At 73.4% G+C, this 26,801-nt stretch carries 18 protein-coding genes and 1 tRNA gene; 15 read left to right on the plus strand and 4 right to left on the minus strand.

Going from position 1 to position 26,801, the window contains the following annotated elements; translation table 11 throughout:
* Positions 1–23 precede the first annotated feature (23 nt).
* The gene (locus tag ACZ52J_RS11025) at positions 24–1,571 is read left to right on the plus strand and encodes a C40 family peptidase (RefSeq protein WP_465617601.1); all 1,548 of its coding nucleotides are present in this window, start codon (positions 24–26) and stop codon (positions 1,569–1,571) included.
* Between the two features lie 124 nt (positions 1,572–1,695).
* Here the strand turns inward: ACZ52J_RS11025 and ACZ52J_RS11030 are convergent, their stop codons facing one another.
* A complete protein-coding gene (locus tag ACZ52J_RS11030; RefSeq protein ID WP_465617603.1) occupies positions 1,696–3,975 on the minus strand; it encodes an FdhF/YdeP family oxidoreductase in 2,280 nt (759 codons plus the stop codon).
* 160 nt (positions 3,976–4,135) lie between these two features.
* Here ACZ52J_RS11030 and ACZ52J_RS11035 point away from each other — a divergent pair, with 160 nt between their 5' ends.
* Both ACZ52J_RS11035 and ACZ52J_RS11040 read left to right on the plus strand, forming a co-directional pair.
* The gene (locus ACZ52J_RS11035) at positions 4,136–6,037 is read left to right on the plus strand and encodes a serine/threonine-protein kinase (protein ID WP_465617605.1); all 1,902 of its coding nucleotides are present in this window, start codon (positions 4,136–4,138) and stop codon (positions 6,035–6,037) included.
* A gap of 283 nt (positions 6,038–6,320) precedes the next feature.
* Positions 6,321–7,532 carry a serine/threonine-protein kinase gene (locus tag ACZ52J_RS11040; RefSeq protein WP_465617607.1) on the plus strand — a complete coding sequence of 404 codons (1,212 nt, stop codon included), beginning with the start codon at positions 6,321–6,323 and terminating at the stop codon, positions 7,530–7,532.
* On the opposite strand, the gene ACZ52J_RS11045 is transcribed toward ACZ52J_RS11040, so the two are convergent.
* Positions 7,488–8,186 (minus strand): MBL fold metallo-hydrolase, encoded by a 699-nt coding sequence (locus ACZ52J_RS11045; protein WP_465617609.1) that lies wholly within the window; start codon positions 8,184–8,186, stop codon positions 7,488–7,490. The two genes, ACZ52J_RS11040 and ACZ52J_RS11045, sit on opposite strands and share 45 nt — an antisense overlap.
* Before the next feature lie 327 nt (positions 8,187–8,513).
* On the opposite strand from ACZ52J_RS11045, the gene ACZ52J_RS11050 reads away from it, so the two are divergent.
* A complete protein-coding gene (locus tag ACZ52J_RS11050; RefSeq protein WP_465617611.1) occupies positions 8,514–9,365 on the plus strand; it encodes a fumarylacetoacetate hydrolase family protein in 852 nt (283 codons plus the stop codon).
* A 38-nt stretch (positions 9,366–9,403) separates the two neighbouring features.
* Here the strand turns inward: ACZ52J_RS11050 and ACZ52J_RS11055 are convergent, their stop codons facing one another.
* Positions 9,404–10,159, minus strand: coding sequence for a TetR/AcrR family transcriptional regulator (locus ACZ52J_RS11055; protein ID WP_465617613.1), 756 nt, complete (start codon positions 10,157–10,159; stop codon positions 9,404–9,406).
* 207 nt (positions 10,160–10,366) lie between these two features.
* On the opposite strand from ACZ52J_RS11055, the gene ACZ52J_RS11060 reads away from it, so the two are divergent.
* The 4 genes from ACZ52J_RS11060 (at position 10,367) to ACZ52J_RS11075 (ending at position 16,127) form a co-directional block, all read left to right on the plus strand.
* Positions 10,367–12,073 (plus strand): DUF885 domain-containing protein, encoded by a 1,707-nt coding sequence (locus ACZ52J_RS11060; protein ID WP_465617615.1) that lies wholly within the window; start codon positions 10,367–10,369, stop codon positions 12,071–12,073.
* Between the two features lie 185 nt (positions 12,074–12,258).
* Positions 12,259–13,929, plus strand: coding sequence for an MFS transporter (locus ACZ52J_RS11065; RefSeq protein WP_465617616.1), 1,671 nt, complete (start codon positions 12,259–12,261; stop codon positions 13,927–13,929).
* A 171-nt stretch (positions 13,930–14,100) separates the two neighbouring features.
* Positions 14,101–15,015, plus strand: coding sequence for a carbohydrate kinase family protein (locus ACZ52J_RS11070; protein ID WP_465617618.1), 915 nt, complete (start codon positions 14,101–14,103; stop codon positions 15,013–15,015).
* A gap of 104 nt (positions 15,016–15,119) precedes the next feature.
* A complete protein-coding gene (locus ACZ52J_RS11075; protein WP_465617620.1) occupies positions 15,120–16,127 on the plus strand; it encodes a trypsin-like serine peptidase in 1,008 nt (335 codons plus the stop codon).
* Between the two features lie 114 nt (positions 16,128–16,241).
* Here the strand turns inward: ACZ52J_RS11075 and ACZ52J_RS11080 are convergent.
* Positions 16,242–16,313, minus strand: a tRNA-Arg gene (locus tag ACZ52J_RS11080).
* Between the two features lie 180 nt (positions 16,314–16,493).
* On the opposite strand from ACZ52J_RS11080, the gene ACZ52J_RS11085 reads away from it, so the two are divergent.
* The 7 genes from ACZ52J_RS11085 (at position 16,494) to rho (ending at position 26,696) form a co-directional block, all read left to right on the plus strand.
* Positions 16,494–16,913 (plus strand): response regulator, encoded by a 420-nt coding sequence (locus ACZ52J_RS11085; RefSeq protein WP_360498807.1) that lies wholly within the window; start codon positions 16,494–16,496, stop codon positions 16,911–16,913.
* Between the two features lie 94 nt (positions 16,914–17,007).
* Positions 17,008–18,663, plus strand: coding sequence for an arginine--tRNA ligase (gene argS, locus ACZ52J_RS11090; protein ID WP_360498596.1), 1,656 nt, complete (start codon positions 17,008–17,010; stop codon positions 18,661–18,663).
* Between the two features lie 88 nt (positions 18,664–18,751).
* The gene (lysA, locus tag ACZ52J_RS11095; protein WP_465617622.1) at positions 18,752–20,143 is read left to right on the plus strand and encodes a diaminopimelate decarboxylase; all 1,392 of its coding nucleotides are present in this window, start codon (positions 18,752–18,754) and stop codon (positions 20,141–20,143) included.
* A gap of 137 nt (positions 20,144–20,280) precedes the next feature.
* Positions 20,281–21,573 (plus strand): homoserine dehydrogenase, encoded by a 1,293-nt coding sequence (locus tag ACZ52J_RS11100; protein WP_360498600.1) that lies wholly within the window; start codon positions 20,281–20,283, stop codon positions 21,571–21,573.
* Positions 21,574–21,582: 9 nt separating this feature from the next.
* Positions 21,583–22,683 (plus strand): threonine synthase, encoded by a 1,101-nt coding sequence (thrC, locus tag ACZ52J_RS11105; protein ID WP_465617624.1) that lies wholly within the window; start codon positions 21,583–21,585, stop codon positions 22,681–22,683.
* A 366-nt stretch (positions 22,684–23,049) separates the two neighbouring features.
* On the plus strand, positions 23,050–23,988 hold the full coding sequence (thrB, locus tag ACZ52J_RS11110; RefSeq protein ID WP_465617626.1) for a homoserine kinase: 939 nt from the start codon (positions 23,050–23,052) through the stop codon (positions 23,986–23,988).
* Between the two features lie 599 nt (positions 23,989–24,587).
* A complete protein-coding gene (gene rho / locus ACZ52J_RS11115) occupies positions 24,588–26,696 on the plus strand; it encodes a transcription termination factor Rho (protein ID WP_465617628.1) in 2,109 nt (702 codons plus the stop codon).
* Positions 26,697–26,801 lie beyond the last annotated feature (105 nt).

The raw sequence follows: 26,801 nt of genomic DNA on the forward strand, positions 1-26,801 counted from the left end.
CGCGGGGCGGGGAGGACCAACCCATGGGCGGGGCTGTACAGCGAACGGAGACGGCAGGCGTACGCCCCTGGGTGCGGGCGGCCCTGCGCTGCGGAGCCGTCCTCGCGGCAGCCGCACTCGCCCTGCCCGCCGCCGCCGGCGCCGCCTGGGCGGCACCCGACCCGGGGAGCGGCACGGTCGTCGCCGGCTCCGACCCGCTCGCCGCCGCCAAGGCCACCCTCGGCCCGCTGCTCGACCAGCTGCACACGCTCTACCAGAGCGCCGAGGCCGCCACCGAGCAGTACAACGGCACGGTGGCCAAGATCGCCGAACAGCAGGCCGCGCTCACCGACCTGCAGGGCCGGCTGGACCGCCAGCAGACCCAGGTCGACGCCGGCACCGACCTCGCCTCCCAGCTCGCCGCCGCGCAGTACCGCAACGGCGCCAGCTCCGCGTACGCCGAACTGCTGCTCGCCAAGGACCCGTACGAGGCCGTCACCATCGCCGAGTTGCTCGCCACCGCCAGCCGCTCGCAGTCGGAGTTCCTGGACCGGCTCAAGAGCGACCGGGACGCGCTCGACGGGCTGAAGAAGCAGACCGAGGAAGCGCTCAAGACCTCCCAGACCCTGGTCGCCCAGCAGGACGCCGCCAAGGCCAAGGTGGCCGCCGACCTCGCCTCGGTCGAGCAGGTGGTCTCCTCGCTGACCGGCGCGCAGCGGACCGAGCTGGAGCAGCTGGAGAAGGCGAAGGCCGACGAAGCGCAGCTCGCCTTCCTCGCCTCCGGAGCCCTCGGCAAGGGAGAGCGCACCCCCTCGCAGCAAGGGCGCGCAGCGGTGGCCTTCGCGCTGGCGCAGGTCGGCAAGCCGTACCTGTGGGGCGGCATCGGACCGGACTCCTTCGACTGCTCCGGCCTCACCTCGCAGGCCTGGCTGCACGCCGGGAAGCCGATCCCGCGCACCAGCCAGGAGCAGTGGGCGCAGCTGCCGCACGTGCCGCTGAACCAGCTGCGGCCCGGTGACCTGGTGGTCTACTTCCAGGACGCCTCGCACGTCGGGATGTACATCGGCGGCGGGCTGATCGTGCAGGCGCCGCGGCCGGGGGCGTTCATCAAGGTGTCGCCGATCGGCTCGATGGCGATCCTCGGGGCCGTCCGGCCGGACCCGTCCGGTGCCGCGGACGACGCGGGCGGCGTCTGGAAGGTGCCCGACCTGCCGGCCGGCTGGGACTCCGTGACGCCGATCGCGCCGAGCCCGGCCAAGCCCGCGCCGACTCCGCCGCCGACCGGCGGCCCGACCCCGCCGCCGGTCACCCCGGGCGAGCCCACCGGCACGCCCACCACACCGACCACGCCGACCACCCCGGGCGGGACCGGCGCCCCGACCGACCCGGGGACGCCGTCGGGCACCGGCACGCCGACTCCGACGCAGACCCCCACCGGCACCCCGACCGGGACGCCGACCGGCACCCCGGCCACGCCCACCCCGACCGGAACGGGCACCCCGACCGGCACCCCGAGCAAGACGGGCTCGGCCACCGCCTCCGCCCCGGGCAGCGCCACCGCGACGCTGCCGCTCGGCACGCCGACGCACTGACCCGGCTGCCCGACAGGCCCGACAGGCCCGACAGGCCCGACAGGCCCGACAGGCCCGACAGGCCCGACAGGAAGGCCGCCCGACGTCCGATGACGTGGGGCGGCCTTCCTGTCGTTCGGCGGGGTTACTCGCCGGTGTCGGGGGCGAAGCGGATGACGACGGCCTTGGAGGTCGGGGTGTTGCTGATGTCGGCGGTGGAGTCCAGCGGGACCAGGACGTTGGTCTCCGGGTAGTAGGCCGCCGCTCCGCCACGGGCGACGGGGTAGTGGACGACACGGAAGTGCGGGGCGCGGCGTTCGACGCCGTCCTTCCACTCGCTGACCAGGTCGACGTATCGGCCTTCGGTGAGGCCCAGTTCGGCGGCGTCGGCGGGGTTGACCAGGACCACGCGGCGACCGCCCTTGATGCCGCGGTAGCGGTCGTCGAGGCCGTAGATGGTGGTGTTGTACTGGTCGTGGGAGCGCAGGGTCTGCAGGAGGAGACGGCCCGGCGGGACCTCGGGGGCGGTCAGCGGGTTGACGGTGAAGTTGGCCTTGCCGGTCGCGGTGGGGAAGGTGCGCGAGTCGCGGGGGCCGTGCGGGAGGGTGAAGCCGCCGGGGCGGCGGACCTTCTCGTTGTAGTCCGTGAAGCCCGGGACGACGCGGGCGATCCGGGCGCGCAGGGTGTCGTAGTCGGTGGCGAAGTCCTCCCACGGCACGGTGTCCCGCGGGCCGAGGACGGTGCGGGCGAGGCGGCAGACGATCGCGGTCTCGGAGAGCAGGCCGGGCGCGGGCGGGCGCAGGCCGCCGCGGGAGGCGTGGACCTGGCCCATCGAGTCCTCGACGCTGACGAACTGGGCGCCGGCGCCGGTGACGTCCCGGTCGGTGCGGCCGAGGGTGGGCAGGATCAGGGCGCGGGCGCCGGTGACCACGTGCGAGCGGTTGAGCTTGGTGGAGACGTGGACGGTCAGCCGGCAGCGGCGCATCGCGGCCTCGGTGACCTCGGTGTCCGGGGTGGCCGCGACGAAGTTGCCGCCCATCGCGAAGAAGACCTTGACCTTGCCGTCGCGCATCGCGCGGATGGTGTCCACCGAGTCGAGACCGTGCTCGCGCGGCGGCTCGAAGCCGAACTCGTTCTCCAGCGCGTCGAGGAAGGCCTTGCTCGGGCGCTCGAAGATGCCCATCGTCCGGTCGCCCTGGACGTTGCTGTGCCCGCGCACCGGGCAGACCCCGGCGCCGGGACGGCCGACGTTGCCGCGCAGCAGCAGGAAGTTGACCACCTCGCGGATGGTGGGGACGGCGTGCTTGTGCTGGGTGAGGCCCATCGCCCAGCAGACGATGATCTTCTTCGAGCTCAGCACCAGGCGGCCGAGCTCCTCGATCTGCTCCCAGGGCAGGCCGGTCGCGGCGAGCACCTCGTCCCGGTCGGTCTTCCGGGCCTGGGCCTCGAACTCCTCGAAGCCGTGGCAGTGTTCGGCGACGAAGGCCTCGTCGACGCCGTCCTGCTCCACGACGATCCGGTTGAGCGCGCGGAACAGCGCGAGGTCGCCGCCGAGGCGGATCTGCAGGAAGAGGTCGGTCAGCTTGGTGCCGTGGCCGACCAGGCCCCGGGCGTTCTGCGGGTTCTTGAACCGCTCCAGGCCCGCCTCCGGCAGCGGGTTCACGCTGACGATGGTGGCGCCGGCCCGCTTGGCGCGCTCCAGGGCGGAGAGCATCCGGGGGTGGTTGGTGCCCGGGTTCTGGCCGGCCACGATGATCAGGTCGGCCTGGTAGAGGTCCTTGAGGCTGACGCTGCCCTTGCCGACGCCGAGCGTCTCGGTGAGCGCCGAGCCGGAGGACTCGTGGCACATGTTGGAGCAGTCCGGCAGGTTGTTGGTGCCGAGCCGGCGGGCGAACAGCTGGTACGCGAACGCGGCCTCGTTGCTGGTGCGGCCGGAGGTGTAGAAGGCGGCGCCGTCCGGGGTGTCCAGGGCGCGCAGCTCCTCGGCGATCAGCGCGAAGGCGTCGTCCCAGGAGACCGGCGTGTAGTGGGTGGCGCCCTCGTCGAGCAGCATCGGCTGGGTGAGCCGGCCCTGCTGGCCGAGCCAGTAGCCGGAGCGCTCGGCCAGGTCGGCGACCGGGTGGGCGGCGAAGAACTCGGCGCGGATCCGGCGCTCGGTGGCCTCCTCGGCGACGGCCTTGGCACCGTTCTCGCAGAACTCGGCGGTGTGCGTCTTGTCCGGCTCCGGCCAGGCGCAGCCCGGGCAGTCGAAGCCGTTCGGCTGGTTGACCTTGAGCAGGGTGGCGAGGGTGCGGCGGGCGCCCATCTGCTCGGCGGCCATCCGCAGGCTGTGGCCGACGGCGGGCAGCCCGGCGGCCGCGTGCTGGGGCGCGGACACCTCGGGGGCGTCCTGCGCCGGGTCGCTCTGCGGGGCCTGCTTGGCCATGACCGGTCTCCTCGGCTCTGCTGGATCCGGCCGTACCGCCGGGGCCGCCGCTCCGTCGCGGGGCTCGGTGTCCATCCTTCCACCTGGCCGTGGGCGGGGGGAGGGGCGGTGGACGGCGTCGGTAGAGTCCTGTCCGTCATGGCGGATGGGGGAGGGGCGCGTGCGCGTGGGTGACGTCCTGGACGGCCGGTACGAGCTGGTGGAGAAGCTCGGTCAGGGCGGGTTCGGAGTGGTGTGGCGGGCCCAGGACACCCGGATGCGGCGGCCGGTGGCGGTCAAGGTCATCGGGCACCACGGCGGGGACCAGGCGAAGGCGGCCCTGCGGTTCGTACGGGAGGCCTGCGCGGCCGGCAACCTGTCGCACCCGCACATCGTCACCGTGCACGACCTCGGCCAGTGCGAGGTCGGCGACCGGGAGGTCACCTTCCTGGTGATGGAGCTGCTCACCGGCCGCACCCTGACCGAGGTGCTGCGCGAGGGGCTGCCCGAACCCGCGCTCAGCCTGCGTTGGGGGCGGCAGATCAGCGGCGCGCTGGCGGCCGCGCACGACGCGGGCATGGTGCACCGGGACATCAAGCCGGACAACGTGATGATCACCGACGCCGGGCACCTCAAGGTGCTGGACTTCGGCATCGCCCAGCTGGACGCCGGCGCCGGCGGGCTGACCACCACCGGGACGATCGTCGGCAGCCCGGCGTACATGGCGCCCGAGCGGTGGACCGGCGGCCGGGTGGACGGCCGGGCGGACCTGTACGCGCTCGGCTGCGTACTGGTCGAACTCTTCACCGGGGCACGGCCGTTCGGCGGGGACTCGACGCCGGTGCTGATGTACCAGCACCTCAACGAGGCGCCCCCGGCGCTGGACCCGGCGCAGTTCGGGCTGCCGCCGCAGGTGGCCGGGCTGGTCGCGGAGCTGCTGGCGAAGGACCCGGCGGACCGGCCGGCGGACGCCCGGACCGTCGAGCGGCGGCTGGCGGAACTGGCCGCGGCGCCGGGTGGCGGGGCGGGCGCGGTGGTGGCGGTGCCGACGGTGGTGGACCGGGCCGTGGCCGCGGCTGCGCCTGTGGCTGAGCCGGTTGGGCCGGTCGCCGTGGTGCCGCCCGTGCCGGTCGCGGTGGGGCCGGTGGTGCCGCCCGTGCCGACCGCTCCGCCCGTCGTGCCCCCGGTTGCGCCGCCCGCCGCACCGCCCGTCGTGCCGGGCGCGGCCCCGTCGGTGCTGTCGCCGCTGACCACGCCGCCGGTGCTCGCCGCGCCGCCGCCCGACGCCGTACGGGCCGCGCTGCGCGAGCGGCGGTCGGCCGCGTACCGGGCGGCGACGGCCGGGGAGTCGGCGATGCAGCTGCAGGCGGTCGCCCAGGAGTGCGTGACCGCGCTCGGCGCGAGCGACCGGGACACCCTGTGCACCTGGCGGGACTTCACCTGGTACCTCAGCCGGGCCGGGGACCTGGACGGCGCGATCCGGCTGCTGACCAGCGTGGTGGACGACATGCGCTCGGCGCTCGGCCCGCTCGACCCCGACACCCTCGGCGCCCGCTACCACCTGGTGTGGTGCGTCGGCGAGAGCGGCGCGGCGGTCACCGCGATCCGGCTGCTGAGCGGGCTGCTGCCCGATTTGCACGCCGTCTGGGGCCCGCACGACACCCGCGTCCTGAAGGCCCGGCACGACCTCGCGGTGCACCGGGCCAACCGGGACGACCTGCAGGGCGCCGTGCTCGAGCTGCACGGGCTGCTGCCCGACCTCGCCCGGGTGCTGGGCGAGCACCACCCGAGCACCGTCCAGGCCTGGCAGGACCTGGCCGGCTACCAGCAGCGGCTCGCCGGTGCGGGCCGCAGGGCCGCGGGCAGCCCGCACCGGCGCCGGGCGCCGAGGATCAGCCCGATGGAGGCGCTGGCCCTGGTGCGGCGGCTGCGGGTCTGGGACTTCGCCACCGACGAGGAGGCCCGGGCCTGCATGGACGCGCTGGACCGCGGGATCGGCCTGAAGGGCGTCGCGGACGTGGTGTTCGACGCGCCGGACCACGTCTCGGACGAGGACCTGGTGGAGGAGATCTTCGGGCCGTGACCCGTCGGCGCACGCTCGCTCACGCCGCCGCCCGGGGCCGGGTCGAGCAGCCGGCCGTCGGCGGGGCGACGGTGAGCGTACGGGCAGCTGCTCAGGCGCCGGAGCCCGGACAACGAGGCCGTGCGGTCCTCCGGGATCACCTCGCCCGGCCCGCCCGGGCCCGAGCCGTAGCGAGATCCGGAAGATCCGGCCCGGGCTCGTTCACCCGTTCGTCCCCGCCCGCCGCTATGGTGACCCCTCCGACGGTGAACGCCGAGCGGGCGCGGTCGAGTTGGGGGAGGACATGGACAAGGGCGAGGTGCTCGGCGATCGCTTCCGACTGGAGGAGCGGCTGGGCCGGGGCGGCTTCGGCGTGGTCTGGCGGGCGACCGACACGACCATCAACCGGCAGGTCGCGGTCAAGGTGCTGCTCGCCGAGCACGCCGCCGACCGGGAGGCGGTCAGCCGGTTCGTCCGCGAGGCCAAGACGGCGGGCGGCCTCAACAACCCGCACATCGTCACCGTGTACGACTACGGGTGGACCGCGGCCGGCTCCGGGAAGATCCCGTACCTGGTGATGGAGCTGGTCCGCGGCCGGGCATTGTCCGAGGTGCTCAAGGACGGCCTGCCGGACCACGCGAAGGCGCTGCGCTGGATGCGGCACGTCTGCAAGGCGCTGGACGCCGCGCACCGCTCGGGCATCGTCCACCGGGACATCAAGCCCGAGAACGTGATGATCGTGACGGAGGGGGAGCGGGCCAAGGTCCTGGACTTCGGCATCGCCCGACTGGTCACCCAGACCGTCCGGCTCACCTCCACCGGCAACGTGATCGGCACCGTCCCGTACCTCGCGCCCGAGTGCTGGTCCGGCGGCACCGTGGACGGCCGGGCCGACCTCTACGCACTCGGCGTCATGCTGTACGAGATCTGCACCGGCGGGCGGCCGTTCCGCGCCACCTCCGCCGCCGAGTACATGTACAAGCACCTGGAGGAGGTCCCGCCCCGGGTGCGCAGCAAGGACCCGGCGGTGGCCGAACTGGTCGCCCAACTGCTCGCCAAGCGGCCCGAGGACCGGCCCTCCGGCGCCGCCGAGGTGCTGGAGCGGCTGCGCGCGGTCCGGCCGGGGGTGCTGCGCCCGGACGACCCCAGCCCGGAGCAGCTGCGCCGGCGGGCCGACCGGGCCTGGCAGCACGGCGCGGCGGGCGAGCCGGCCGAGGCGGTGGAAATCCTCACCGGTCTCGTCCCGGACTTCGCCCGGATCTGCGGCCCGACCGACCCGCGCACCCTGCGCACCTGCCACGACCTGGCCCTCTGGCTGGCCCGGGACGGCAGCCCGGGCACGGCCGTCGCCCTGCTGGACGAGCTGACGCAGGTGCCGGGCGCCGCCCCGCAGGCCCGGGCCGACGCGCTGCGCGACCTCGCGCACTGGCAGCGGGAGGTCACCCGGCTCGGCCCGGGCCTGCCGCGCGCGCTAAGCCTGGGGGTGCTGCTCGGCGGCGACGCGCAGGGCGGCTGAGGCGCCCTCGGCGATCGGGTCGCCGTGCCCGAACACGACCGTCTCCACCGGCAGTGCGGCCAGCCGGTGGAAGGAGGCCAGCGCCCGGGCCGGGTCGGTGTGGAACACGCCGGGCCGCAGATTGCCCTGGACGTTGGACACCAGGTCCCCGGTGAACAGCACGCCGGGCCCGGGCAGGTGGAGGGCGATGCTGCCGTCGGTGTGGCCCGGCACGTGCAGGACCACCGCGCCGCCGCCGGTGTCCAGCACGTCCCCGTCCTCGACCTCGCGGTGCACCGGGCAGGGCTCGGCGGGCGGGATCGGCGGCAGGCCGTCCCACAACTGCTGCTCGAACGGACTCAGCACCGGCGGCGCGGCCGGCTGCTCGCGCCGGATCACCGGCGCCTCGATCCGGTGCGCCACCACTTCGGCGCCCCACCGGCGGGCGAGTTCGGCGGCCGAGCCGGTGTGGTCCTCGTGGTGGTGGGTGAGCACGATCCGGCGCAGCGCGGCCGGGTCCGGCCCGACGGCGCGGACGGCCTTCTCGATGGCGTCGGCCGAGTCGGCGATGCCGGTGTCGACCAGGGTCAGGCCGTGTTCGTCCCGCCACAGGTAGGCGGTGCCGAACTCCAGGGTGATCATGTGCAACTCGTCGCGTACCCGGGTGATCTCCATGGTCCGGATCCTGCGCGCCGCGCCGCCGCGGCACGCCCGCGTTCGCCCTGGGCGTGCGGGTGTTCGCCACAGGCGAAGCCGTTCGTGGCCGCCGGGTGGGGAGCGTGGGGTGGGGACCGTGGGGTGGCGACCGTCTTCGGCGGCGGTCCGGTGTCAACCGTGCGTGCACCCGAGCCGGGGCCCGGGCCGCGACGGGAATCGGGAGGATTTCGCCCATCGGGACGGTCTGGTCCCCCCACCCCGCGCGTTGGTATACCTCGTTGCCAGACTCGGGAGCGGTGTCCGTACCGCCCCGGTGAGCTGCGACGAAAGGCTGGTGACGGATCGATGAAGCTCCTTCGCGTCGGACCCCCGGGCGCCGAGCGCCCGGTCGTGCTGGGTGAGGACGGCACCGCGTACGACCTCTCCGGGCGGGCCCGTGACCTCGACGGGGCCTTCCTGGCCGGGCTGGACCCGGCCGCGCTGGCCCGGGACGTGGCCGCCGGCGTCCTGCCGGTGGTGGACCTGGCCGGGCAGCGCGTGGGCGCGCCGGTGGCCCGGCCGGGCAAGGTGGTCGGCATCGGGCTCAACTACCGCGACCACGCGGCCGAGGCCGGGGCCGCGATCCCGGACGAGCCGGTGATCTTCCTCAAGCCGAGCTCCACGGTGGTCGGCCCGTACGACGAGGTGCTGGTGCCGCGCGGCGGCGAGAAGACCGACTACGAGGCCGAGCTGGCCGTGGTGATCGGCCGTACCGCCCGCTACCTGGACTCGCACGCCGAGGCGGCCGCGGTGATCGCCGGCTACACGATCGCCAACGACGTCACCGAGCGGGCCTTCCAGTTCGAGCGCGGCGGCCAGTGGGACAAGGGCAAGTCGGCGGAGACCTTCACGCCGCTCGGGCCCTGGCTGGTCACCGCCGACGAGGTGGCGGACCCGCAGGACCTGTCGCTGAGGCTCTGGGTCAACGGCGAGCAGCGGCAGCACGGCAGCACCGCCGAAATGATCTTCCCGGTGCTCGAACTGGTCCGCTACGCCAGCCGGTTCATGGTGCTGGAGCCCGGCGACGTGATCATCACCGGCACCCCGGCCGGGGTCACCCTGGGCCGCCCCGGCACACCGTTCCTCGCCCCGGGCGACGTCGTCGAGATCGAGATCGACGGCCTCGGCCGCCAGCGCCAGGTCCTCGGCAAGGCGTAGCCCCGCGCAGCCCCGACCCTTGGCACGGGGGTCGGGCCCTACCGCGCCGCCAGCACCTCGCGCAGCCGCTCCGCCCGCGGCGCCTGCGGGCCCTCCAGCGCGAGCAGCCCCGCCAGCACCTGCGCCGTCTGCGGATCGTGCAGCGCCGTCGCCGCCGCCATCGCGGTGAACTGGTCCACCAGCCAGTCGCGCAGCCCGGCCACCGGCAGCGCGCGCCCCTCGTCCAGCCAGCTCAGCGACGCGCCCTCGACCACCGCGATCCACGAGCGCACCAGCAGCGTCAGCCGCGGACCGGCCTCCCGCACGCCCAGGTGGCGCAGCGTCCGCCGCAGCGCGGCCCGCCGGACGTCGTCCACGATCGCCGAGGTGCGGGCCGTCTCCACCACCGAGCCGCCGCGCAGCAGCGCCGAGTAGCCCGCGTCGTGCTCGGCGACGAAGGCGAAGTAGCCGTCCAGCACGGCCGCCAGCTGCTCGGACGGCGTTCCGGCCAGCGGGACGGCGAAGCGGCTGGTCAGTTCGTCGGCCGCGGTGCGCAGCGCGGCCTCGTACAACTGCTGCTTGCCGCCCGCGAAGTAGCGGTAGACCAGCGGCCGGGAGGCTCCGGCGGCTTCGGCGACGTCGTCCAGGCTCACCTCCTCGGGCGGTCGGCGGGCGAACAGCTCCAGGGCGACCGCGATCAGCTGCTCGCGCCGCTGCTGGACCGGCAGCCGCCGGTAGCCGGTGCGGCGCGGGCGCGCGTCGGGGACGGCCGGGGCGGGCACCTGGTCGGATGCCGAGGTGGGGCGGGCTTCCATGGCCGTCAGCGTAATGGGCGTCCGACCGATCGGATCCTGTCCGGCCGAACGGATTTTCGCGGGTCGTCCCCGGACATCGGTCGTCGCCGAGCGCGGGCCGTCCCCGAGCGTCGGTCGTCCCCGAGCGCGGGCTGTCCCCGAGTACGGGCCGACGGATGCCGGTGGCAAAGGGGTTGCAAACGGGCCGCACCACGAAATGATGTCCGGATGGTTGAAAAACTGATCACCGCCGACGGCAGCACCCCGCGCCGCATCGCGGACGGCTACGTCCGCGCCCTCGCCGAGCTCGACCCGCTGACCGCGGTCTACCTCGGCGTCAACCCCGAGGACGAGCGGCTGCCCGACCTCTCCCCGGCCGGTCGCGAGGCGATCGCCGACCTCGCCCGCCGCACCCTGGCGCAGCTCGACGAGGCCGAACGGGCCGGCGCCGCCGAGGACGAGGCCGAGCGCCGCTGCGCCCGGCTGCTGCGCGAGCGGCTCAGCGCCGAACTCGCCGTCCACGACGCGGGGGAGAACTTCCGCGCGGTGCGCAACCTGGCCTCCCCGGTGCACGACCTGCGGGAGTCCTTCACGCTGATGGCCACCGGCACCGAGGGTGAGTGGCAGGTGGTCGGCCGCCGGCTGGCGAAGGTCCCGGTCGCGCTGGAGCAGTACCGGCAGACCCTGGCCGAGGGCGTCGAGCGCGGCCTGCTGTCCGGCCCGCGCCAGGTGACCACGGTGGTCGGGCAGATCGGTGAGTGGCTGGAGGGGGACGTGCCCGGCGGCTGGTTCGGCCAGTTCGTCCAGGACGCGCCGGAGGGCCTGCGCGCCGAGCTGTCCGGGCACGCGGTGGCCGCCGCCGAGGGGCTGGCCGCGCTGCGCGACTGGCTGCGCGACGTGTACGGCCCGGCCGCCGCCGGCACCCCGGACGCGGTGGGCCGCGAGCGCTACCGCCGGTGGGTCCGCTACTGGGCCGGCGCCGACCTGGACCTGGACGAGGCCTACGCCTGGGCCTGGACCGAGTTCCACGACCTGCTGGCCCAGATGCGTGCCGAGGCCGAGAAGGTCCGCCCGGGCGCCGACCCGATGGCGGCGATGGCCTGGCTGGGCACCCACGGCCGGGCCGTCGAGGGCGCCGAGGGCATCCGGGAGCACCTGCAGGGCCTGATGGACCAGGCGATCCGGGACCTCCAGGGCATCCACTTCGACCTGGCCGAGCCGGTCACCCGGGTCGAGTCGAAGATCGCCCCGGCCGGCAGCGCCGCCGCGCCGTACTACACCCCGCCGTCGCTGGACTTCAACCGCCCCGGGCGGACCTGGCTGCCGCTGCTCGGCCGGGAGCGCTTCCCGCTCTGGGACCTGGTGTCGACCTGGTACCACGAGGGCGTGCCGGGCCACCACCTGCAGCTCGCGCAGTGGAACTACGTCGCCGACCGGCTCTCCACCTACCAGGTGAGCCTCGGCGGGGTCAGCGCCAACCTGGAGGGCTGGGCGCTGTACGCCGAGCGCCTGATGGACGAGCTCGGCTACCTCACCGACCCGGGCCAGCGCCTCGGCTACCTCAACGCGCAGATGATGCGGGCGCTGCGGGTCATCGTCGACATCGGCATGCACGCGGGCCTGGCCTTCCCGGCGGACTCCCCGTACAAGCCGGGCGAGCCGGTGAGCCCGGAGCACGCCCGCGAGTTCTTCGGGCAGTACTGCGGCCTGTCCGACGACTTCCTGGACAGCGAGCTGGTCCGCTACCTGGGCATGCCCGGCCAGGCGATCGGCTACAAGCTCGGCGAGCGCGCCTGGCTGCGCGGCCGGGCGGCGGCGCGGGCGGCGCACGAGGCGCGCGGCGAGGAGTTCGACCTCAAGGCCTGGCACATGGCGGCGCTCTCGCAGGGCTCGCTGGGTCTGGACGACCTGGTTGAGGAGCTCTCGGCGCTCTAGTCGGCGGCACCGGACCGGGGTTCGCGCCGGGGTCCTGGGGGGCTCGTCCCGAAGTCCCAGGGCCCTGGTTCTTTTGTCCCAAATGTCTGATTTGGCAAGATTTTTCCTTGCCATGGCGTCGGGCCGGGGTATTGGCTGGAAGGCGACTGCGTGACCTCTCCGCCCGACTCCGGAAGGTTCGACCAGTGACTGCGCAACCCGCCACCGGTCATGAGCACGCGGACAGCCGACGCTGGTGGGCGCTGGCCGTCATCGCCGTCGCCCAGCTCATGATCGTCCTCGACATCACCATCGTGAACATCGCACTGCCGTCCGCCCAGCGCGACCTGGGCATCTCCGACGCCGACCGGCAATGGGTGATCACCGCCTACACGCTCGCCTTCGGCGGCCTACTGCTGCTCGGCGGACGGTTGGGCGACCTCTTCGGCCGAAAGCGCGTCTTCACCATCGGCCTGCTGGGCTTCGCCCTCGCCTCCGCCCTCGGCGGCGCGGCGACCGACTCGGCCATGCTCTTCGGCGCCCGTGCCCTCCAGGGCGCGTTCGGCGCCCTGCTCGCCCCCTCCGCGCTGGGGCTGCTCTCCACCACCTTCTCCGACCCGAAGGAACGCAGTACGGCCTTCGGCATCTTCGGCGCGATCGCCGGCGGCGGCGCCGCGATCGGCTTCATCGCCGGTGGCCTGCTGACCGAGTACCTGAACTGGCGCTGGTGCCTGTTCGTCAACACCCCGATCGCCGTCGGCACCGCCTTCGCGGCCTTCTCCGTGCTCCAGCGCGACCACGTCGCCAAGGGGCGCCGGGTCAGGCTGGACCTGCCCGGGGCGCTGCTCGGCTGCGGCGGCCTGCTGGCGATCGTCTTCGGCACCTCCGAGGCCGTGACCCGGGGCTGGGCCGACGGCCTGGTGCTCGGCGCGCTGTTCCTGGGTGTGGCGCTGCTCGCGGTGTTCGTGCTGGTCGAGCGGCGCAGCGCGCACCCGCTGCTGCCGGTGCACATCGTCGCCGACCGCAACCGCGGTGGCGGCGCGCTCTCGGTCGGCCTGGCCATGGTCGGCATGTTCGGCCTGTTCCTGTTCCTCACCTACTACCTGCAGGCCATCAAGCACTTCTCGCCGGTGGTGTCCGGGCTGTCCTTCCTGCCCATGACGGCCGCCATCGTGCTGGCGTCGACGGGCATCGCGGCCCGGCTGATGACCAGGGTGCCGTCCCGGAACCTGATCGCACCGGGGCTGCTGCTCGCCGGGGCCGGCATGGCCTGGCTGACCCAGATGAAGGTGGACAGCCCGTGGGCCGGCATGGTGCTGCCCGCCGAGCTGCTGCTCGGCTTCGGCATGGGCCTGGTGTTCATGCCGTCGATGAGCCTGGCCACCCTCGGGGTCGCCCCGAACGAGACCGGCGCGGCCTCCGCCACCATCAACTCGGCCCAGCAGGTGGGCGGTTCGTTCGGCACGGCGCTGCTGAACACCATCGCGGCCAGTGCCACCGCGAGCTTCCTGGCCACCCGGATCGCCTCCGACCCGGCGGTACGGGCGCAGGGCGCGGTGCACGGCTACGTGACCGCGACCTGGGTGGCGATGGGCGTCCTGCTGCTGGCCGCGCTGGTCGCCTTCCTGATGATCGACCACCGGCCGGAGCCCGGTGAGGCCACCGCCGTCGTGGGCGGCGCGGAAGCGGAGGCCGCGGCAGCCACCGCCGTGCGGGCCGTGGACGGACGACCGGTGGACGGACGACCGGTGGACGGGCAGCCCGTCGACGGGCGGCCGAGCCCGCGGGAGGCCGCCATGGCCGACGTCAAGGCCAACGTCCGGGCGGGTGGCGAGGTCCGGACGGAAGCGGGGGTGGAGCGGCCACCGACCGATTGAAAGTTGCAGCAAGGTCTTGCAGTCAGCCTTCGGCGCCTGCTTGACTCCTGGCCACCGTCCGGGGATCAAGGAGGCGCCGCCGTGCTGCCCGAGTCTGAGCCATCCGAATCCGAGCCGTCCGGATCCGAGCCATCCGGATCCGAGCCGTCCGCGACCGTGCCGCCCACGACCATGGAGTCCTCGCCGCCCGAATTCGACCTGCTCGTCGTCGGCGGCGCCGGCGTGGACACCATCGTCCGGGTCGAGCGGCTGGAGATCCCGCCCGGCGACTCGCAGTTCGTCGGACCGGTGCGCGACTACGTCGGCCACACCGGCAACGGCGTCGCCCTCGGCGCCCACCACCTCGGCCTGCGCACCGCCTTCCTCGACTTCCTCGGCGCCGACCCGCAGGGCGCCCTGATCCGCGCCGCCTACGCGCGCTACGGCCTGCACTTCGCGCACCTGGTGAGCCCGCACGGCACCCCGCGCGGGGTCAACCTGGTCGACGCCGCCGGCCGCCGGTTCTCCTTCTTCGACGGCCGCCACCCCGCCGACCTGCGGCTGCCGCGCGACTTCTACCTGCCGTACGCCGAGCGCAGCCGGCACGTCCACCTCTCCATCACCGGCGTCAACCGGGACATGTACGGCGACCTGCGCCGGCTCGGCCGCACCACCTCCACCGACCTGCACGACTGGGACGGCGCGAACCCGCACCACCGGGACTACGCGCTCGGCTCCGACCTGGTCTTCCTCTCGGTGGCCGGCTGCCGCGGCCGGCACGAGGAGGTGATGCGCGCGATCCTCGCCGAGGGCCGCGCACGGGTGGTCGTCGCCACCGCGGGCGCCGAGGGCTGCCACCTGCTCGCCCGGGAGGACGGCGTGCTCCGCCACCTGCCGGCCGTCGACCCGGGCCACCCGGTGGTGGACACCAACGGCGCCGGGGACGCCTTCGTCTCGGGCTTCCTGTACGCCTGGTTCCAGGGGCGCCCGGCGCTGGACTGCGCCCGGGCCGGCTCGCTGGCCGGGGCCTTCGCCTGCACCGCCGCCGGGACGCACACCGCCTTCATCGCGGCGGGGGAGCTGAACCGCTTACTCGACGCCGGGTGAGCTTTTTCTCATCAGGATCCCAGCCTTCGATAACGACCTTTCCAGGCGGAGGCGGCATAGTCGTTGACCGAACGCCGCCACCGAACCCGGCAGGAGAGCCAGGCATGGGTCAGCACCGCCTCCCGAGGTCCCGCCGCCGACGCCTGCTGGCCCCCTCCCTGTTCGCCGCGCTGTCCGCGGTCGTGGTGGCCGCCGTGGTGACCGGGACGCACATGCTGGACCTGTCCGACGCGACGGCCGCCGGAAAGGCCGCCCGCAGCACCCGCACCGCCGTTGTCGCGCCCGACCCGACCGGCACGGAGGCGGCGGCCGCCCCGGTCGCGGCGCCCGCGCCGACCGACAGCCCGACCCCGAGCGACCCGCCCGCGCCCACGTCCTCGCCCACCCCCGCGCCCGTCCCCACGAACACCGACACCCCGACGGCCGCCGCGACCGCCACCCCCGCCACCTCCGGCGCCGCCCTCGGCGCCACCGCCCCCGCCCCCGCCGACGCCCGCGAAACCGCCACCGTCGGCGCGCTGTTCAGCGGATCGGTCGCGGCCGGCAACCACTTCTGCACCGCCAGCGTGCTGCACAGCGCCACCGGCAACCTGCTGCTGACCGCCGCGCACTGCCTCACCGGCACCGACGGCGTCACCTTCGCCCCCGGCTACCGCGACGGCTCCGCCCCGTACGGCACTTGGCGGGTGACGGCGATCCACACCACCAGCGGCTGGTCCCAGAAGGGCGACGTGGACGAGGACTTCGCGATCCTGGAGACCGCCCCCAGCAACGGCCGCAAGGTCGAGGACGTGGTCGGCGGCAACCACCTGGGCGCCGACGAGCCCGTCGACGCCCCCGTCCGCCTGTACGGCTACCCCGCCGACTCCGAGACGCCCGACCTCTGCACCAACTCCACCGGCCGGCAGAGCACCTACCAGCGGGTCATCCAGTGCCCGGCCTACCCGGCCGGCACCAGCGGCGGCCCCTGGATCAACACCGCCACCGGCGACGTGGTCGGCGCCATCGGCGGCTACCAGCAGGGCGGCGACTCCGACGACGTCTCCTACAGCGCCTACTTCGACCACACCATCGCGGCCCTCTACATCCAGGCCGAGGCCACCGCGTCCTGACCCGGCCCGCCCGTCCGGCCCCCGGGCCGGAGCGGCAGGCCCGGAACATGACGAAGGCCCAGATCCGTGGATCAACTCCACTGATCTGGGCCCTGGTTACACTCTCGCGAAGAGTGCCCCCGGTAGGATTCGAACCTACGCACCCGCCTCCGGAGGGCGGTGCTCTATCCCCTGAGCTACGGGGGCCTGTCGGCCTGTCGGACGCTTCCGCGTTCCGACGGAATGAACACTACCAGGCTTCGGCAGCGGTCCGTGCACGGGTTTCCCGGAAGATCGTCGGGGTGGCGACGGGCGGCGGGGGAGCGGAAGTGTCCAAAGGCCGGACGGGGCGGTGGGGCCGCGGATAACCTCGGTGAGGTGTCGGGAGTGTCCGGGCGGGTCCTCGTGGTGGACGACAGCGAGGTGATCCGCCAGCTGATCAGGGTCAACCTGGAGCTCGAGGGCTTCGAGGTGGTGACCGCCGCCGACGGCGCCGAGTGCCTGGAGGTCATCCGCCGGGTGGAGCCCGACGTGGTGACCCTGGACGTGATGATGCCGCGACTGGACGGCCTGCGGACGGCGGCCCGGCTGCGCGCGACGCCGGACACCAGCCGGCTGCCGATCGCGATCGTGAGCGCCTGCACCCCGGCGGATCTGGACCTGGGGGACACCGTCGGTGTGGACGGCTACCTCGGCAAGCCCTTCGACCCGGCCGACCTGGTGGCGCTGGTCCGGCGCCTGATGCGGCTCACCGGCCGGCCCGACGGGTTTCGCCCTGAGCGAACAGAGCGTACGGAACGCGGCTGACACCCCGGGGCGGACGGCGCGTCGGCGCCTCCGGGCGTCTCAACCGGTAAACCGGGTGGCGGGCGGGTACCCCGTCTCGCCTACGCTTGGCGTCGTGACCCCCGCAGACCTTTCCCAGGCAATCCAGGCCGCAGTGAGCACCGCCGTCGAGGCGGGCGAGCTGGCCGTCGCCGTGCCCGAGCACGTGACGGTCGAGCGGCCCAAGAACAGGGACCACGGCGACTACGCGACCAACGTGGCCCTTCAGCTCGCCAAGGCGGCCGGCAAGCCGCCGCGAGCCGTTGCGGAGGTCCTGGCCGAGCGCCTGCGCGGGATCACCGGCGTCGCCAAGGTCGACATCGCCGGTCCGGGCTTCCTGAACATCACCCTGGACACCGCCACCGCGGGCGCGCTGGCGCGCACCGTCGTCGAGGCGGGCGAGGCCTACGGCCGCAACGAGGCGCTCAACGGCCTCAAGATCAACCTGGAGTTCGTCTCCGCCAACCCGACCGGCCCGATCCACATCGGCGGCGTCCGCTGGGCCGCCGTCGGCGACTCGCTGGCGCGCGTGCTGCGGGCCTCCGGCGCCGACGTCACCACCGAGTACTACCTCAACGACGCCGGTGTGCAGATCACCAAGTTCGCCGCCTCGCTGCAGGCCGCCGCGAACGGCCGCGAGGTGCCCGAGGGCGGGTACGTCGGCGAGTACATCGTCGACATCGCCAAGGCGCTCACCGACGCGATCCCGGGCGTGCTCGACCTGCCCGAGGACGAGCAGCTGCGGGTCTTCCGCACCGAGGGCCTCAAGCTCATGGTGGCCGAGATCAAGCGCTCGATGGACGAGTTCGGCACCCACTTCGACGTGTGGTTCTCGGAGAACACGCTGCACGAGTCCGGCGCCGTCGAGAAGGCCCTCGACCGGCTGCGCGAGCAGGGCCACGTCTTCGAGCAGGACGGTGCGATCTTCCTGCGCACCACCGACTTCGGTGACGACAAGGACCGTGTCCTGATCAAGGCCGACGGCGACAAGACCTACTTCGCCGCCGACGCCGCGTACTACCTGTCCAAGCGGGACCGCGGCGCCGAGGTCGCGCTCTACATGCTGGGCGCGGACCACCACGGCTACGTCAACCGCCTCAAGGCCATCTCGGCCTGCGCGGGCGACGACATGAACCACAACATCGAGGTGAAGATCGGCCAGTTCGTGAAGATGCTTCGCGACGGCGAAGAGGTCCGCATGTCCAAGCGTGCGGGCAACATCATCACGATCGACGACGTGGTCGAGTGGATCGGCGTGGACGCCGCCCGCTACACCCTGGCGCGCTCCTCCACGGACTCGACGATCACGCTGGACATCAACGTCCTCACCAGCCAGACCAACGAGAACCGCGTCTTCTACGTCCAGTACGCGCACGCCCGGATGTCCTCGCTGCAGCGCAAGGCGGCGGACCTGGGCATCACGCGCTCGGCGGACTTCAAACCGGAGCTGCTGAGCACGGAGTGGGAGACCGACCTGCTCGGTCAGCTCGGCGAGTTCCCGCGCGTCATCGCCGCTGCCGGCGAGCTGCGCGAGCCGCACCGGGTCGCCCGCTACCTGGAGGACCTGGCCGGCGCGTACCACCGCTTCTGGGACAACTGCCCGGTCCTGCCCAAGGGCGACGACGAGGCCACGGACCTCACGCACGCCCGCCTCTGGCTGGTCGAGGCGACGCGCACCGTGCTCGCCAACGGCCTGACGCTCCTGGGCGTCTCGGCGCCCGAGCGGATGTAGGCACCACCCCCAAGCGCACGGCGGGGGCGGCTGACGGTCAACGGAGACCGTCGCCGCCCCTCGCCATAGGCCCCGAAGGACAGGATCGATGAGCCGTTCCGCACACCCCGCAGGCCCCCGTCACGGCGATGTCCTGCCCGAGGGCCACTACCAGGCCCCGCCCGCCGACCTGAACGCGCTCGACCCCAAGGTCTGGTCGCGCACCGTCGCCCGCGACGCCGAGGGCGTGGCCACCGTCGGCGGGATCGACGTCAGGCGGCTGGCAGCCGAGTTCGGCACCCCGGCGTACGTGCTGGACGAGGAGGACTTCCGGTCCCGGGCGCGCGCCTGGCGGGACGCCTTCGGCACCGAGGCGGACGTCTACTACGCCGGCAAGGCGTTCCTCTCCAAGGCGGTCGTGCGCTGGCTGCACGAGGAGGGCCTCAACCTCGACGTGTGCAGCGTGGGCGAGTTGGCCGTGGCGCTGGCCGCCGGGATGCCGCCGGCGCGGATCGCGCTGCACGGCAACAACAAGTCGGTGGACGAGCTCGAGCACGCGGTGAAGACCGGCGTCGGGCACATCGTGGTCGACTCCTACGAGGAGATCGAGCGGCTCGCCGCGATCGCCGCCCGCCAGGGCGTGCGCCAGCAGGTGCTGATCCGGGTCACCGTCGGCGTCGAGGCGCACACCCACGAGTTCATCGCCACCGCGCACGAGGACCAGAAGTTCGGCCTCTCCCTGAACGGCGGCGCGGCCGCCGAGGCGGTGCGCCGGGTGCTCCGCCACGACAGCCTGGAGCTGCGCGGCATCCACTCGCACATCGGCTCGCAGATCTTCGACACGGCCGGCTTCGAGGTGGCCGCCCGCCGGGTGGTCGGCCTGCTGGCGCAGATCCGCGACGAGCACGGCGTCCAGCTGCCCGAGATCGACCTCGGCGGCGGCCTCGGCATCGCGTACACCAGCGAGGACGACCCGCGTGAGCCGGCCGAGATCGCGGCCGCGCTGGCCGACATCGTCCGCCGCGAGTGCGCCGCCGCGAACCTGGACGCCCCCCGGCTGAGCGTGGAGCCGGGCCGGGCGATCGTCGGCCCGACGGCGTTCACGCTGTACGAGGTCGGCACCGTCAAGCCGCTGGAGGGCCTGCGCACCTACGTCAGCGTGGACGGCGGGATGTCCGACAACATCCGCACCGCGCTGTACGACGCCGAGTACTCGGTGGCCCTGGTGTCGCGCACCAGCGACGCCAAGCCGATGCTGGTCAGGGTGGTCGGCAAGCACTGCGAGTCCGGCGACATCGTCGTCCGGGACGCCTTCCTGCCGGCCGACCTGGCCGCGGGCGACCTGATCGCGGTGCCCGCCACCGGCGCCTACTGCCGCTCGATGGCGAGCAACTACAACCACGCCCTGAAGCCTCCCGTGGTGGCCGTCAAGGACGGCGCGGCGCGGGTGATCGTCCGGCGCGAGACGGAGGAGGATCTCCTGCGTCTCGATATCGGATGACGAAATCCTTGTCTCAGATCATGGAACGACCGTAGATCCGTACGGAAAGTCCCGGAGACTGGTACGGACCGAAGTTCCCGGCGGCCCCGGAAAACCGCCGGAAATACCGAAGCACGATGAATGCAGAGCGGAGTCGGATGATGCGTACGCGACCGCTGAAGGTGGCGTTGCTGGGTTGTGGTGTGGTGGGCTCCGAGGTGGCGCGCATCATGACGACGACGGCCGACGACCTCGCCGCTCGCATCGGTGCCCCGGTGGAGCTGGTCGGGATCGCGGTCCGCCGGGCCGGGCGGGTGCGCCCGGGCGTGCCCGAGCACCTGATCACCACCGACGCCGAGGCGCTGGTCAACCGGGGCGACATCGACGTGGTGGTCGAGGTCGTGGGCGGCATCGAGCCCTCCAAATCCCTGCTCCTGTCCGCGTTCAAGCAGGGTGCCTCGGTGGTCAGCGCCAACAAGGCGCTGCTCGCCCAGGACGGCACCGAACTGCACGCCGCGGCCGCCGAGGCCGGGGTGGACCTGTACTACGAGGCCGCGGTGGCGGGCGCCATCCCGCTGCTGCGCCCGCTGCGCGAGTCCCTCGCGGGCGACAAGGTCGACCGGGTGCTGGGCATCGTCAACGGCACCACCAACTTCATCCTCGACAAGATGGACACCACCGGCGCCGGCTACTCGGAGGCGCTGGAGGAGGCCACCGCGCTGGGCTACGCCGAGGCCGACCCGACCGCCGACGTCGAGGGCTTCGACGCCGCCGCCAAGGCCGCGATCCTGGCCGGCATCGCCTTCCACACCAAGGTCACCGCGGCGGACGTCTACCGCGAGGGCATCACCGAGGTGACCGCCGCCGACATCGCCTCCGCGAAGGAGATGGGCTGCGTGGTCAAGCTGCTCGCGATCTGCGAGCGGGCGTCCGACGGCGAGTCCGTCACCGCGCGCGTCCACCCGGCGATGATCCCGCTCTCGCACCCGCTGGCCTCCGTCCGCGAGGCGTACAACGCGGTGTTCGTCGAGGCCGAGGCGGCCGGCCGACTGATGTTCTACGGCCCGGGCGCGGGCGGCTCGCCGACCGCCTCCGCGGTGCTCGGCGACCTGGTCGCGGTCTGCCGCAACAAGCTGGCCGGCGCCACCGGCCCCGGGGACTCGGTGTACACCCGGCTGCCCGCCAAGCCGATGGACCAGGTGGTCACCCGCTACCACGTCAGCCTGGACGTGGACGACCGTGCGGGTGTGCTCGCCCAGGTGGCGTCCGTCTTCGCCGAGCACGGCGTCTCCATCGACACCGTGCGCCAGCAGGGCCGCGACGGCGACGCCTCGCTCGTCGTGGTCACCCACCGTGCCACCGACGCCGCGCTGTCGGCGACGGTCGACAAGCTCCGCGCGCTGGACAGCGTGCGGGACGTGGCCAGCATCATGCGGGTCGAAGGGGAATAAGGAACAGCCATGAACGCCGTTGCCGAGAACGTCGTCCGAGGCGCGCACACCCACCAGTGGCGCGGCCTGATCGAGGAGTACCGGGACCGCCTGCCGGTCACCGCGGCCACCCCGGTGGTCACCCTGCTGGAGGGCGGTACGCCCCTGGTCCCCGCCCAGGTGCTCTCCGAGCGCACCGGCTGCGAGGTCTACCTCAAGGTCGAGGGCGCGAACCCGACCGGTTCCTTCAAGGACCGCGGGATGACGATGGCCATCTCCAAGGCCAAGGAGGAGGGCGCGCAGGCGGTCATCTGCGCGTCCACCGGCAACACCTCGGCCTCCGCCGCCGCCTACGCGGTGCGGGCCGGGATGGTCTCCGCGGTGCTCGTCCCGCAGGGCAAGATCGCCCTCGGCAAGATGGGTCAGGCGCTGGTGCACGGCGCCAGGATCCTGCAGGTCGACGGGAACTTCGACGACTGTCTCACCCTTGCGCGTGAACTGTCCGAGAAGTATCCGGTGGCCCTGGTCAACTCCGTGAACCCGGTGCGGATCGAGGGCCAGAAGACCGCGGCCTTCGAGATCGTCGACATGCTCGGCGACGCCCCGGACATCCACGTCCTGCCGGTCGGCAACGCGGGCAACATCACCGCGTACTGGAAGGGCTACCGCGAATACGCGGCGGACGGCCTGGCCTCGCGCACCCCGCGGATGTGGGGCTTCCAGGCCTCCGGCTCGGCCCCGATCGTGGACGGCGCCCCGGTGCTCAAGCCGCAGACCATCGCCACCGCGATCCGGATCGGCAACCCGGCCTCCTGGGACTTCGCGCTCGCCGCGCGGGACGAGTCCGGCGGCCTCATCGACAAGGTGACGGACCGTCAGATCCTGTCCGCCTACCGGCTGTTGGCCTCGCAGGAGGGCGTCTTCGTGGAGCCCGCCTCGGCCGCCTCGGTGGCCGGCCTGCTGGCCAAGGCGGAGGCCGGCCTGGTCGACCCGGGCCAGCGGATCGTCTGCACCGTGACCGGCAACGGCCTCAAGGACCCGGACTGGGCGGTGGCCGGCGCGCCGCAGCCGCAGATCGTCCCGGTCGACCCGGAGGCCGCGGCCCGTAGCCTCGGTCTGCTCGACCGGTAACGGGGTCTGACACTGCGACGGGCCGACCCTTTCGGGGGTCGGCCCGTCAAAGTTCTCCCCTGACACTTTTGTGTCAATTCTGCTTCGCATTCCGCTCCGATTTCGCCCCGCTCTTTGACAGAGAGGGGTGCGCATTCCGGCCAGAACCGGCAACACACCAGATCGAAGGCCCACGGGGTGTACCGCTCGGGAACCTCTCTTCGATACTCTGGCTTCGGCCGTGTGGCACATGCCCCGGGCTCGGCGCCGTCCGGGCCGCGCCGACGACTGTGACCGCCCGCCCCGAGGGGCCTGCGGCCCTTTCCCCCACCCTCGTATACGACGACGCGCTCCGCGCCGCCCGATTTCCCCAGGAGAGTCCACCGCATGGCCGGTCCTGCGTTCCGTGCCGCCGCCGTCCGGGTCAGGGTTCCCGCGACCAGCGCCAACCTCGGCCCGGGCTTCGACGCCTTCGGACTCGCACTGGGTCTGTACGACGACGTGGTCGTCCGGGTCGCTGATTCCGGTCTCTCCGTCGACATCGCCGGCGAGGGCGCCGAGACGCTGCCGCGCGACGAGCGCCACCTGCTGGTCCGCTCGATGCGCGCCGCCTTCGACCGGCTCGGCGGCCAGCCGCGCGGCCTCGAAGTGGTCTGTGCCAACCGGATACCGCACGGCCGGGGCCTCGGCTCCTCCTCCGCCGCCATCTGCGCCGGCATCGTGGCCGCCCGCGCGGTCACCATCGGGGGCCCGTCCGCGCTGGACGACGACGCGCTGCTGGCCCTCGCCTCCGAGCTGGAGGGCCACCCGGACAACGTCGCGGCCTGCCTGCGCGGCAACTTCACCATCGCCTGGACCGACGAGGAGTCCGCCAAGGCGGTCGCCCTGGAGCCCGCCGCGCAGGTCGTCCCGGTGGTGTTCGTCCCGGCCGGCGAGGTGCTCACCGAGACCGCCCGCGGCCTGCTGCCGAAGACCGTCCCGCTGGCCGACGCCGCGGTCAACGCCGGCCGCTCCGCGCTGCTGGTGGAGGCGCTGACCAGGCGCCCCGAACTGCTCCTCGCCGCCACCGAGGACCGCCTGCACCAGGACTACCGCGCCTCCGCCATGCCGGACAGCGCCGCACTGGTCGGCGTACTGCGTGCGGAGGGCGTCCCCGCGGTCATCTCCGGGGCCGGCCCGACCGTCCTGGCGCTCACCGACGAGGCGAACGCCGACAAGGTGCTCGCCTTCGCCGGGCACCACGGCCACGGCGGCGATCCGGCGTTCGCCGCGCACCGGCTGGACGTCGACCGGACCGGGGCCGTCGTGCTCCCACTGGACGCCTGAGCAGCACGGACGTGCCCGCCCGGGCCCGGCACCGGCCCCGCGCCGAGCCGGGGCCGCCGGACACGATTGGCAAGCACCAGGCTGGGGAATGTCTGAGGGGGTCGGTAGTGTTAACCTCATTGCTGCACCAGGTGCCCTCCGGGGCTCGGTGCGCCGCGTCCCGATCCCAGCACTCCACTGCCGTGGAGTCGCGGCGATGCACGGGGCGACGATTCTCCGGGAGCCCACCGCAGCGCGTACGCAGCCTGCCTGCGCGACATGCGGCCGCATCCCGAAGCCGTGACGGCACCTGACTCCCACCCGCGGCCTCCCACCTCGAGGCCAGGACGGGCGGAGCGCGGGCCACCGTCACGCGACGGGGGCCCGGGATTCGCAGGCAGCGTGGGGGTTACGCCCTCAGGGGAGGTCGACACACGACCGGCCCACGCGCCACTCAGCACCACCGTGCTTCACGCACCGCACCTCGCAGCCCTCCCTCGACAGGCTCCCGCCGTTCGAGGGATCACCGCCTCGGACCGACGCAGTCGAGCGTTGGTCAGGACAGCACAACCGGTCGCCGAGCCAGACAGGCCGACGTCCGCTCCAGGGAAGGACCCTTAGTGAGCGACTCCACCGATCTGATGGGCGCGCGCCCGGACGCCGACGCGTCGGACGCAGCCGCCGCCCCCGCCGCCCCGGCACGGCGCCGCCGCAGCGCCGCCGCGGGCCTGGACGGCATGGTCCTGGCCGAGCTGCAGAAGCTCGCCGCGGACCTTGGCATCACCGGTACCGGACGCATGCGCAAGAGCCAGCTGATCGAGACCATCAAGGAGAAGAGCGGCGGGGACCCGCTGCTCGCCGCCGGTGGCGCCCCGGCCGCCAAGCGCACCGCCGCCAAGGCGGACGCCGAGGCCCCGGCCGAGAAGCCCGCCCGCCGCACCAAGGCCGCCGCCAAGGCGGCGGAGGCCGAGACCCCGGCCGCCGCCGAGGCGCAGGCCCAGATCGAGATCCCGGTCCAGGCCGCCGCCGAGACCGCCGCGCCGGCCCGTACCGAGCGCACCCGCCGCCGTGCCACCTCGGCCGCCGGCGCGCCCACCGCCCCGTCCGGCGAGGCTTCGGCCGAGGCCGCCACCGTCGCGGTCGCCGAGCCGAAGCAGGCCGAGGCCCGCCCGGCCGAGACCCGCGGCTTCGAGGGCCGTGAGGACGGCCGCGAGAGCCGCCGCGACCGCCGTGAGCGCCGCGACCGCCGCGACACCGGCGAGCGCACGGAGCGCACCGAGCGCACCGACCGCCAGGAGGGCGGCGAGGCCCAGGACGGCGACTCGCGCGAGTCGCGTCGCGACCGCCGCAACCGCCGCGAGCGCACCGACCGCCAGCCCCAGCAGGGCCAGCCGCAGGGCAGTGGCCAGGGCGACCAGCCGCAGGGCCGCCAGGCCCAGCCGGCCCAGCAGCCGCAGGTCCAGCAGGGCGGCTACGACGACGACGAGTTCGGCGAGGGCCGTCGCGGCCGTCGCGGCCGTTACCGCGACCGCCGGGGCCGTCGTGGCCGCGACGGCTTCGAGGCCGGCCCCGTCGAGACGCAGATCGGCGAGGACGACGTCCTGATCCCGGTCGCGGGCATCCTCGACATCCTCGACAACTACGCGTTCGTGCGCACCTCCGGCTACCTGCCGGGCCAGAACGACGTCTACGTCTCGCTCGCCCAGGTCCGCAAGAACGGCCTGCGCAAGGGTGACGCCATCACCGGTGCGGTGCGCCAGCCGCGCGACGGCGAGCGCCGCGAGAAGTTCAACGCCATGGTGCGGCTGGACTCCGTCAACGGCATGGACCCGGAGAGCGGCCGGGGCCGCCCCGAGTTCAACAAGCTCACCCCGCTCTACCCGCAGGAGCGGCTGCGCCTGGAGACCGACCCGGGCGTGCTGACCACCCGGATCATCGACCTCGTGTCGCCGATCGGCAAGGGCCAGCGCGGTCTGATCGTCGCGCCGCCGAAGACCGGCAAGACGATGGTGCTGCAGGCGGTCGCCAACGCGATCACCCACAACAACCCCGAGTGCCACCTGATGGTCGTCCTGGTCGACGAGCGTCCGGAAGAGGTCACCGACATGCAGCGGTCGGTGAAGGGCGAGGTCATCTCCTCGACCTTCGACCGCCCGGCGGAGGACCACACCACCGTCGCCGAGCTGGCCATCGAGCGCGCCAAGCGCCTGGTGGAGCTGGGCCACGACGTGGTCATCCTGCTGGACTCGATCACCCGCCTGGGCCGTGCCTACAACCTGGCGGCGCCGGCCTCCGGCCGCATCCTGTCCGGTGGTGTCGACTCGACCGCGCTCTACCCGCCGAAGAAGTTCTTCGGTGCCGCGCGCAACATCGAGAACGGCGGCTCGCTGACCATCCTGGCCACCGCGCTGGTCGAGACCGGTTCGCGCATGGACGAGGTGATCTTCGAGGAGTTCAAGGGCACCGGCAACATGGAGCTCAAGCTCGACCGGAAGCTCTCGGACAAGCGCATCTTCCCGGCCGTCGACGTGGACGCCTCCAGCACCCGCAAGGAGGAGATCCTGCTCGGCAGCGAGGAGTTGGCCATCGTCTGGAAGCTGCGCCGGGTGCTGCACGCGCTCGACTCGCAGCAGGCGATCGAGCTGCTCCTGGACAAGATGAAGCAGACCAAGAGCAACGCCGAGTTCCTGATGCAGATCGCCAAGACCACCCCCGGCTCGGGCGACTGACCGTAGCCGGACGGCTGTCGAAGCACGGAACCCCGGATCGCGCGAGCGGTCCGGGGTTCCGTGCGTTCGCCGCCGGGTTGTTCCAGAGTTGGGACAACTTGGGGC

The organism is Kitasatospora sp. NPDC034035 (genome assembly GCF_055575755.1).

Bases quoted from the DNA above. Each gene is read 5' to 3' on its own strand.
- ACZ52J_RS11025 (WP_465617601.1), top strand. From the start codon at position 24: ATGGGCGGGGCTGTACAGCGAACGGAGACGGCAGGCGTACGCCCCTGG.
- ACZ52J_RS11030 (WP_465617603.1), bottom strand. From the start codon at position 3,975: ATGGCCAAGCAGGCCCCGCAGAGCGACCCGGCGCAGGACGCCCCCGAG.
- ACZ52J_RS11040 (WP_465617607.1), top strand. From the start codon at position 6,321: ATGGACAAGGGCGAGGTGCTCGGCGATCGCTTCCGACTGGAGGAGCGG.
- ACZ52J_RS11045 (WP_465617609.1), bottom strand. From the start codon at position 8,186: ATGGAGATCACCCGGGTACGCGACGAGTTGCACATGATCACCCTGGAG.
- ACZ52J_RS11050 (WP_465617611.1), top strand. From the start codon at position 8,514: ATGAAGCTCCTTCGCGTCGGACCCCCGGGCGCCGAGCGCCCGGTCGTG.
- ACZ52J_RS11055 (WP_465617613.1), bottom strand. From the start codon at position 10,159: ATGGAAGCCCGCCCCACCTCGGCATCCGACCAGGTGCCCGCCCCGGCC.
- ACZ52J_RS11060 (WP_465617615.1), top strand. From the start codon at position 10,367: ATGGTTGAAAAACTGATCACCGCCGACGGCAGCACCCCGCGCCGCATC.
- ACZ52J_RS11070 (WP_465617618.1), top strand. From the start codon at position 14,101: ATGGAGTCCTCGCCGCCCGAATTCGACCTGCTCGTCGTCGGCGGCGCC.
- ACZ52J_RS11075 (WP_465617620.1), top strand. From the start codon at position 15,120: ATGGGTCAGCACCGCCTCCCGAGGTCCCGCCGCCGACGCCTGCTGGCC.
- lysA (WP_465617622.1), top strand. From the start codon at position 18,752: ATGAGCCGTTCCGCACACCCCGCAGGCCCCCGTCACGGCGATGTCCTG.
- ACZ52J_RS11100 (WP_360498600.1), top strand. From the start codon at position 20,281: ATGATGCGTACGCGACCGCTGAAGGTGGCGTTGCTGGGTTGTGGTGTG.
- thrC (WP_465617624.1), top strand. From the start codon at position 21,583: ATGAACGCCGTTGCCGAGAACGTCGTCCGAGGCGCGCACACCCACCAG.
- thrB (WP_465617626.1), top strand. From the start codon at position 23,050: ATGGCCGGTCCTGCGTTCCGTGCCGCCGCCGTCCGGGTCAGGGTTCCC.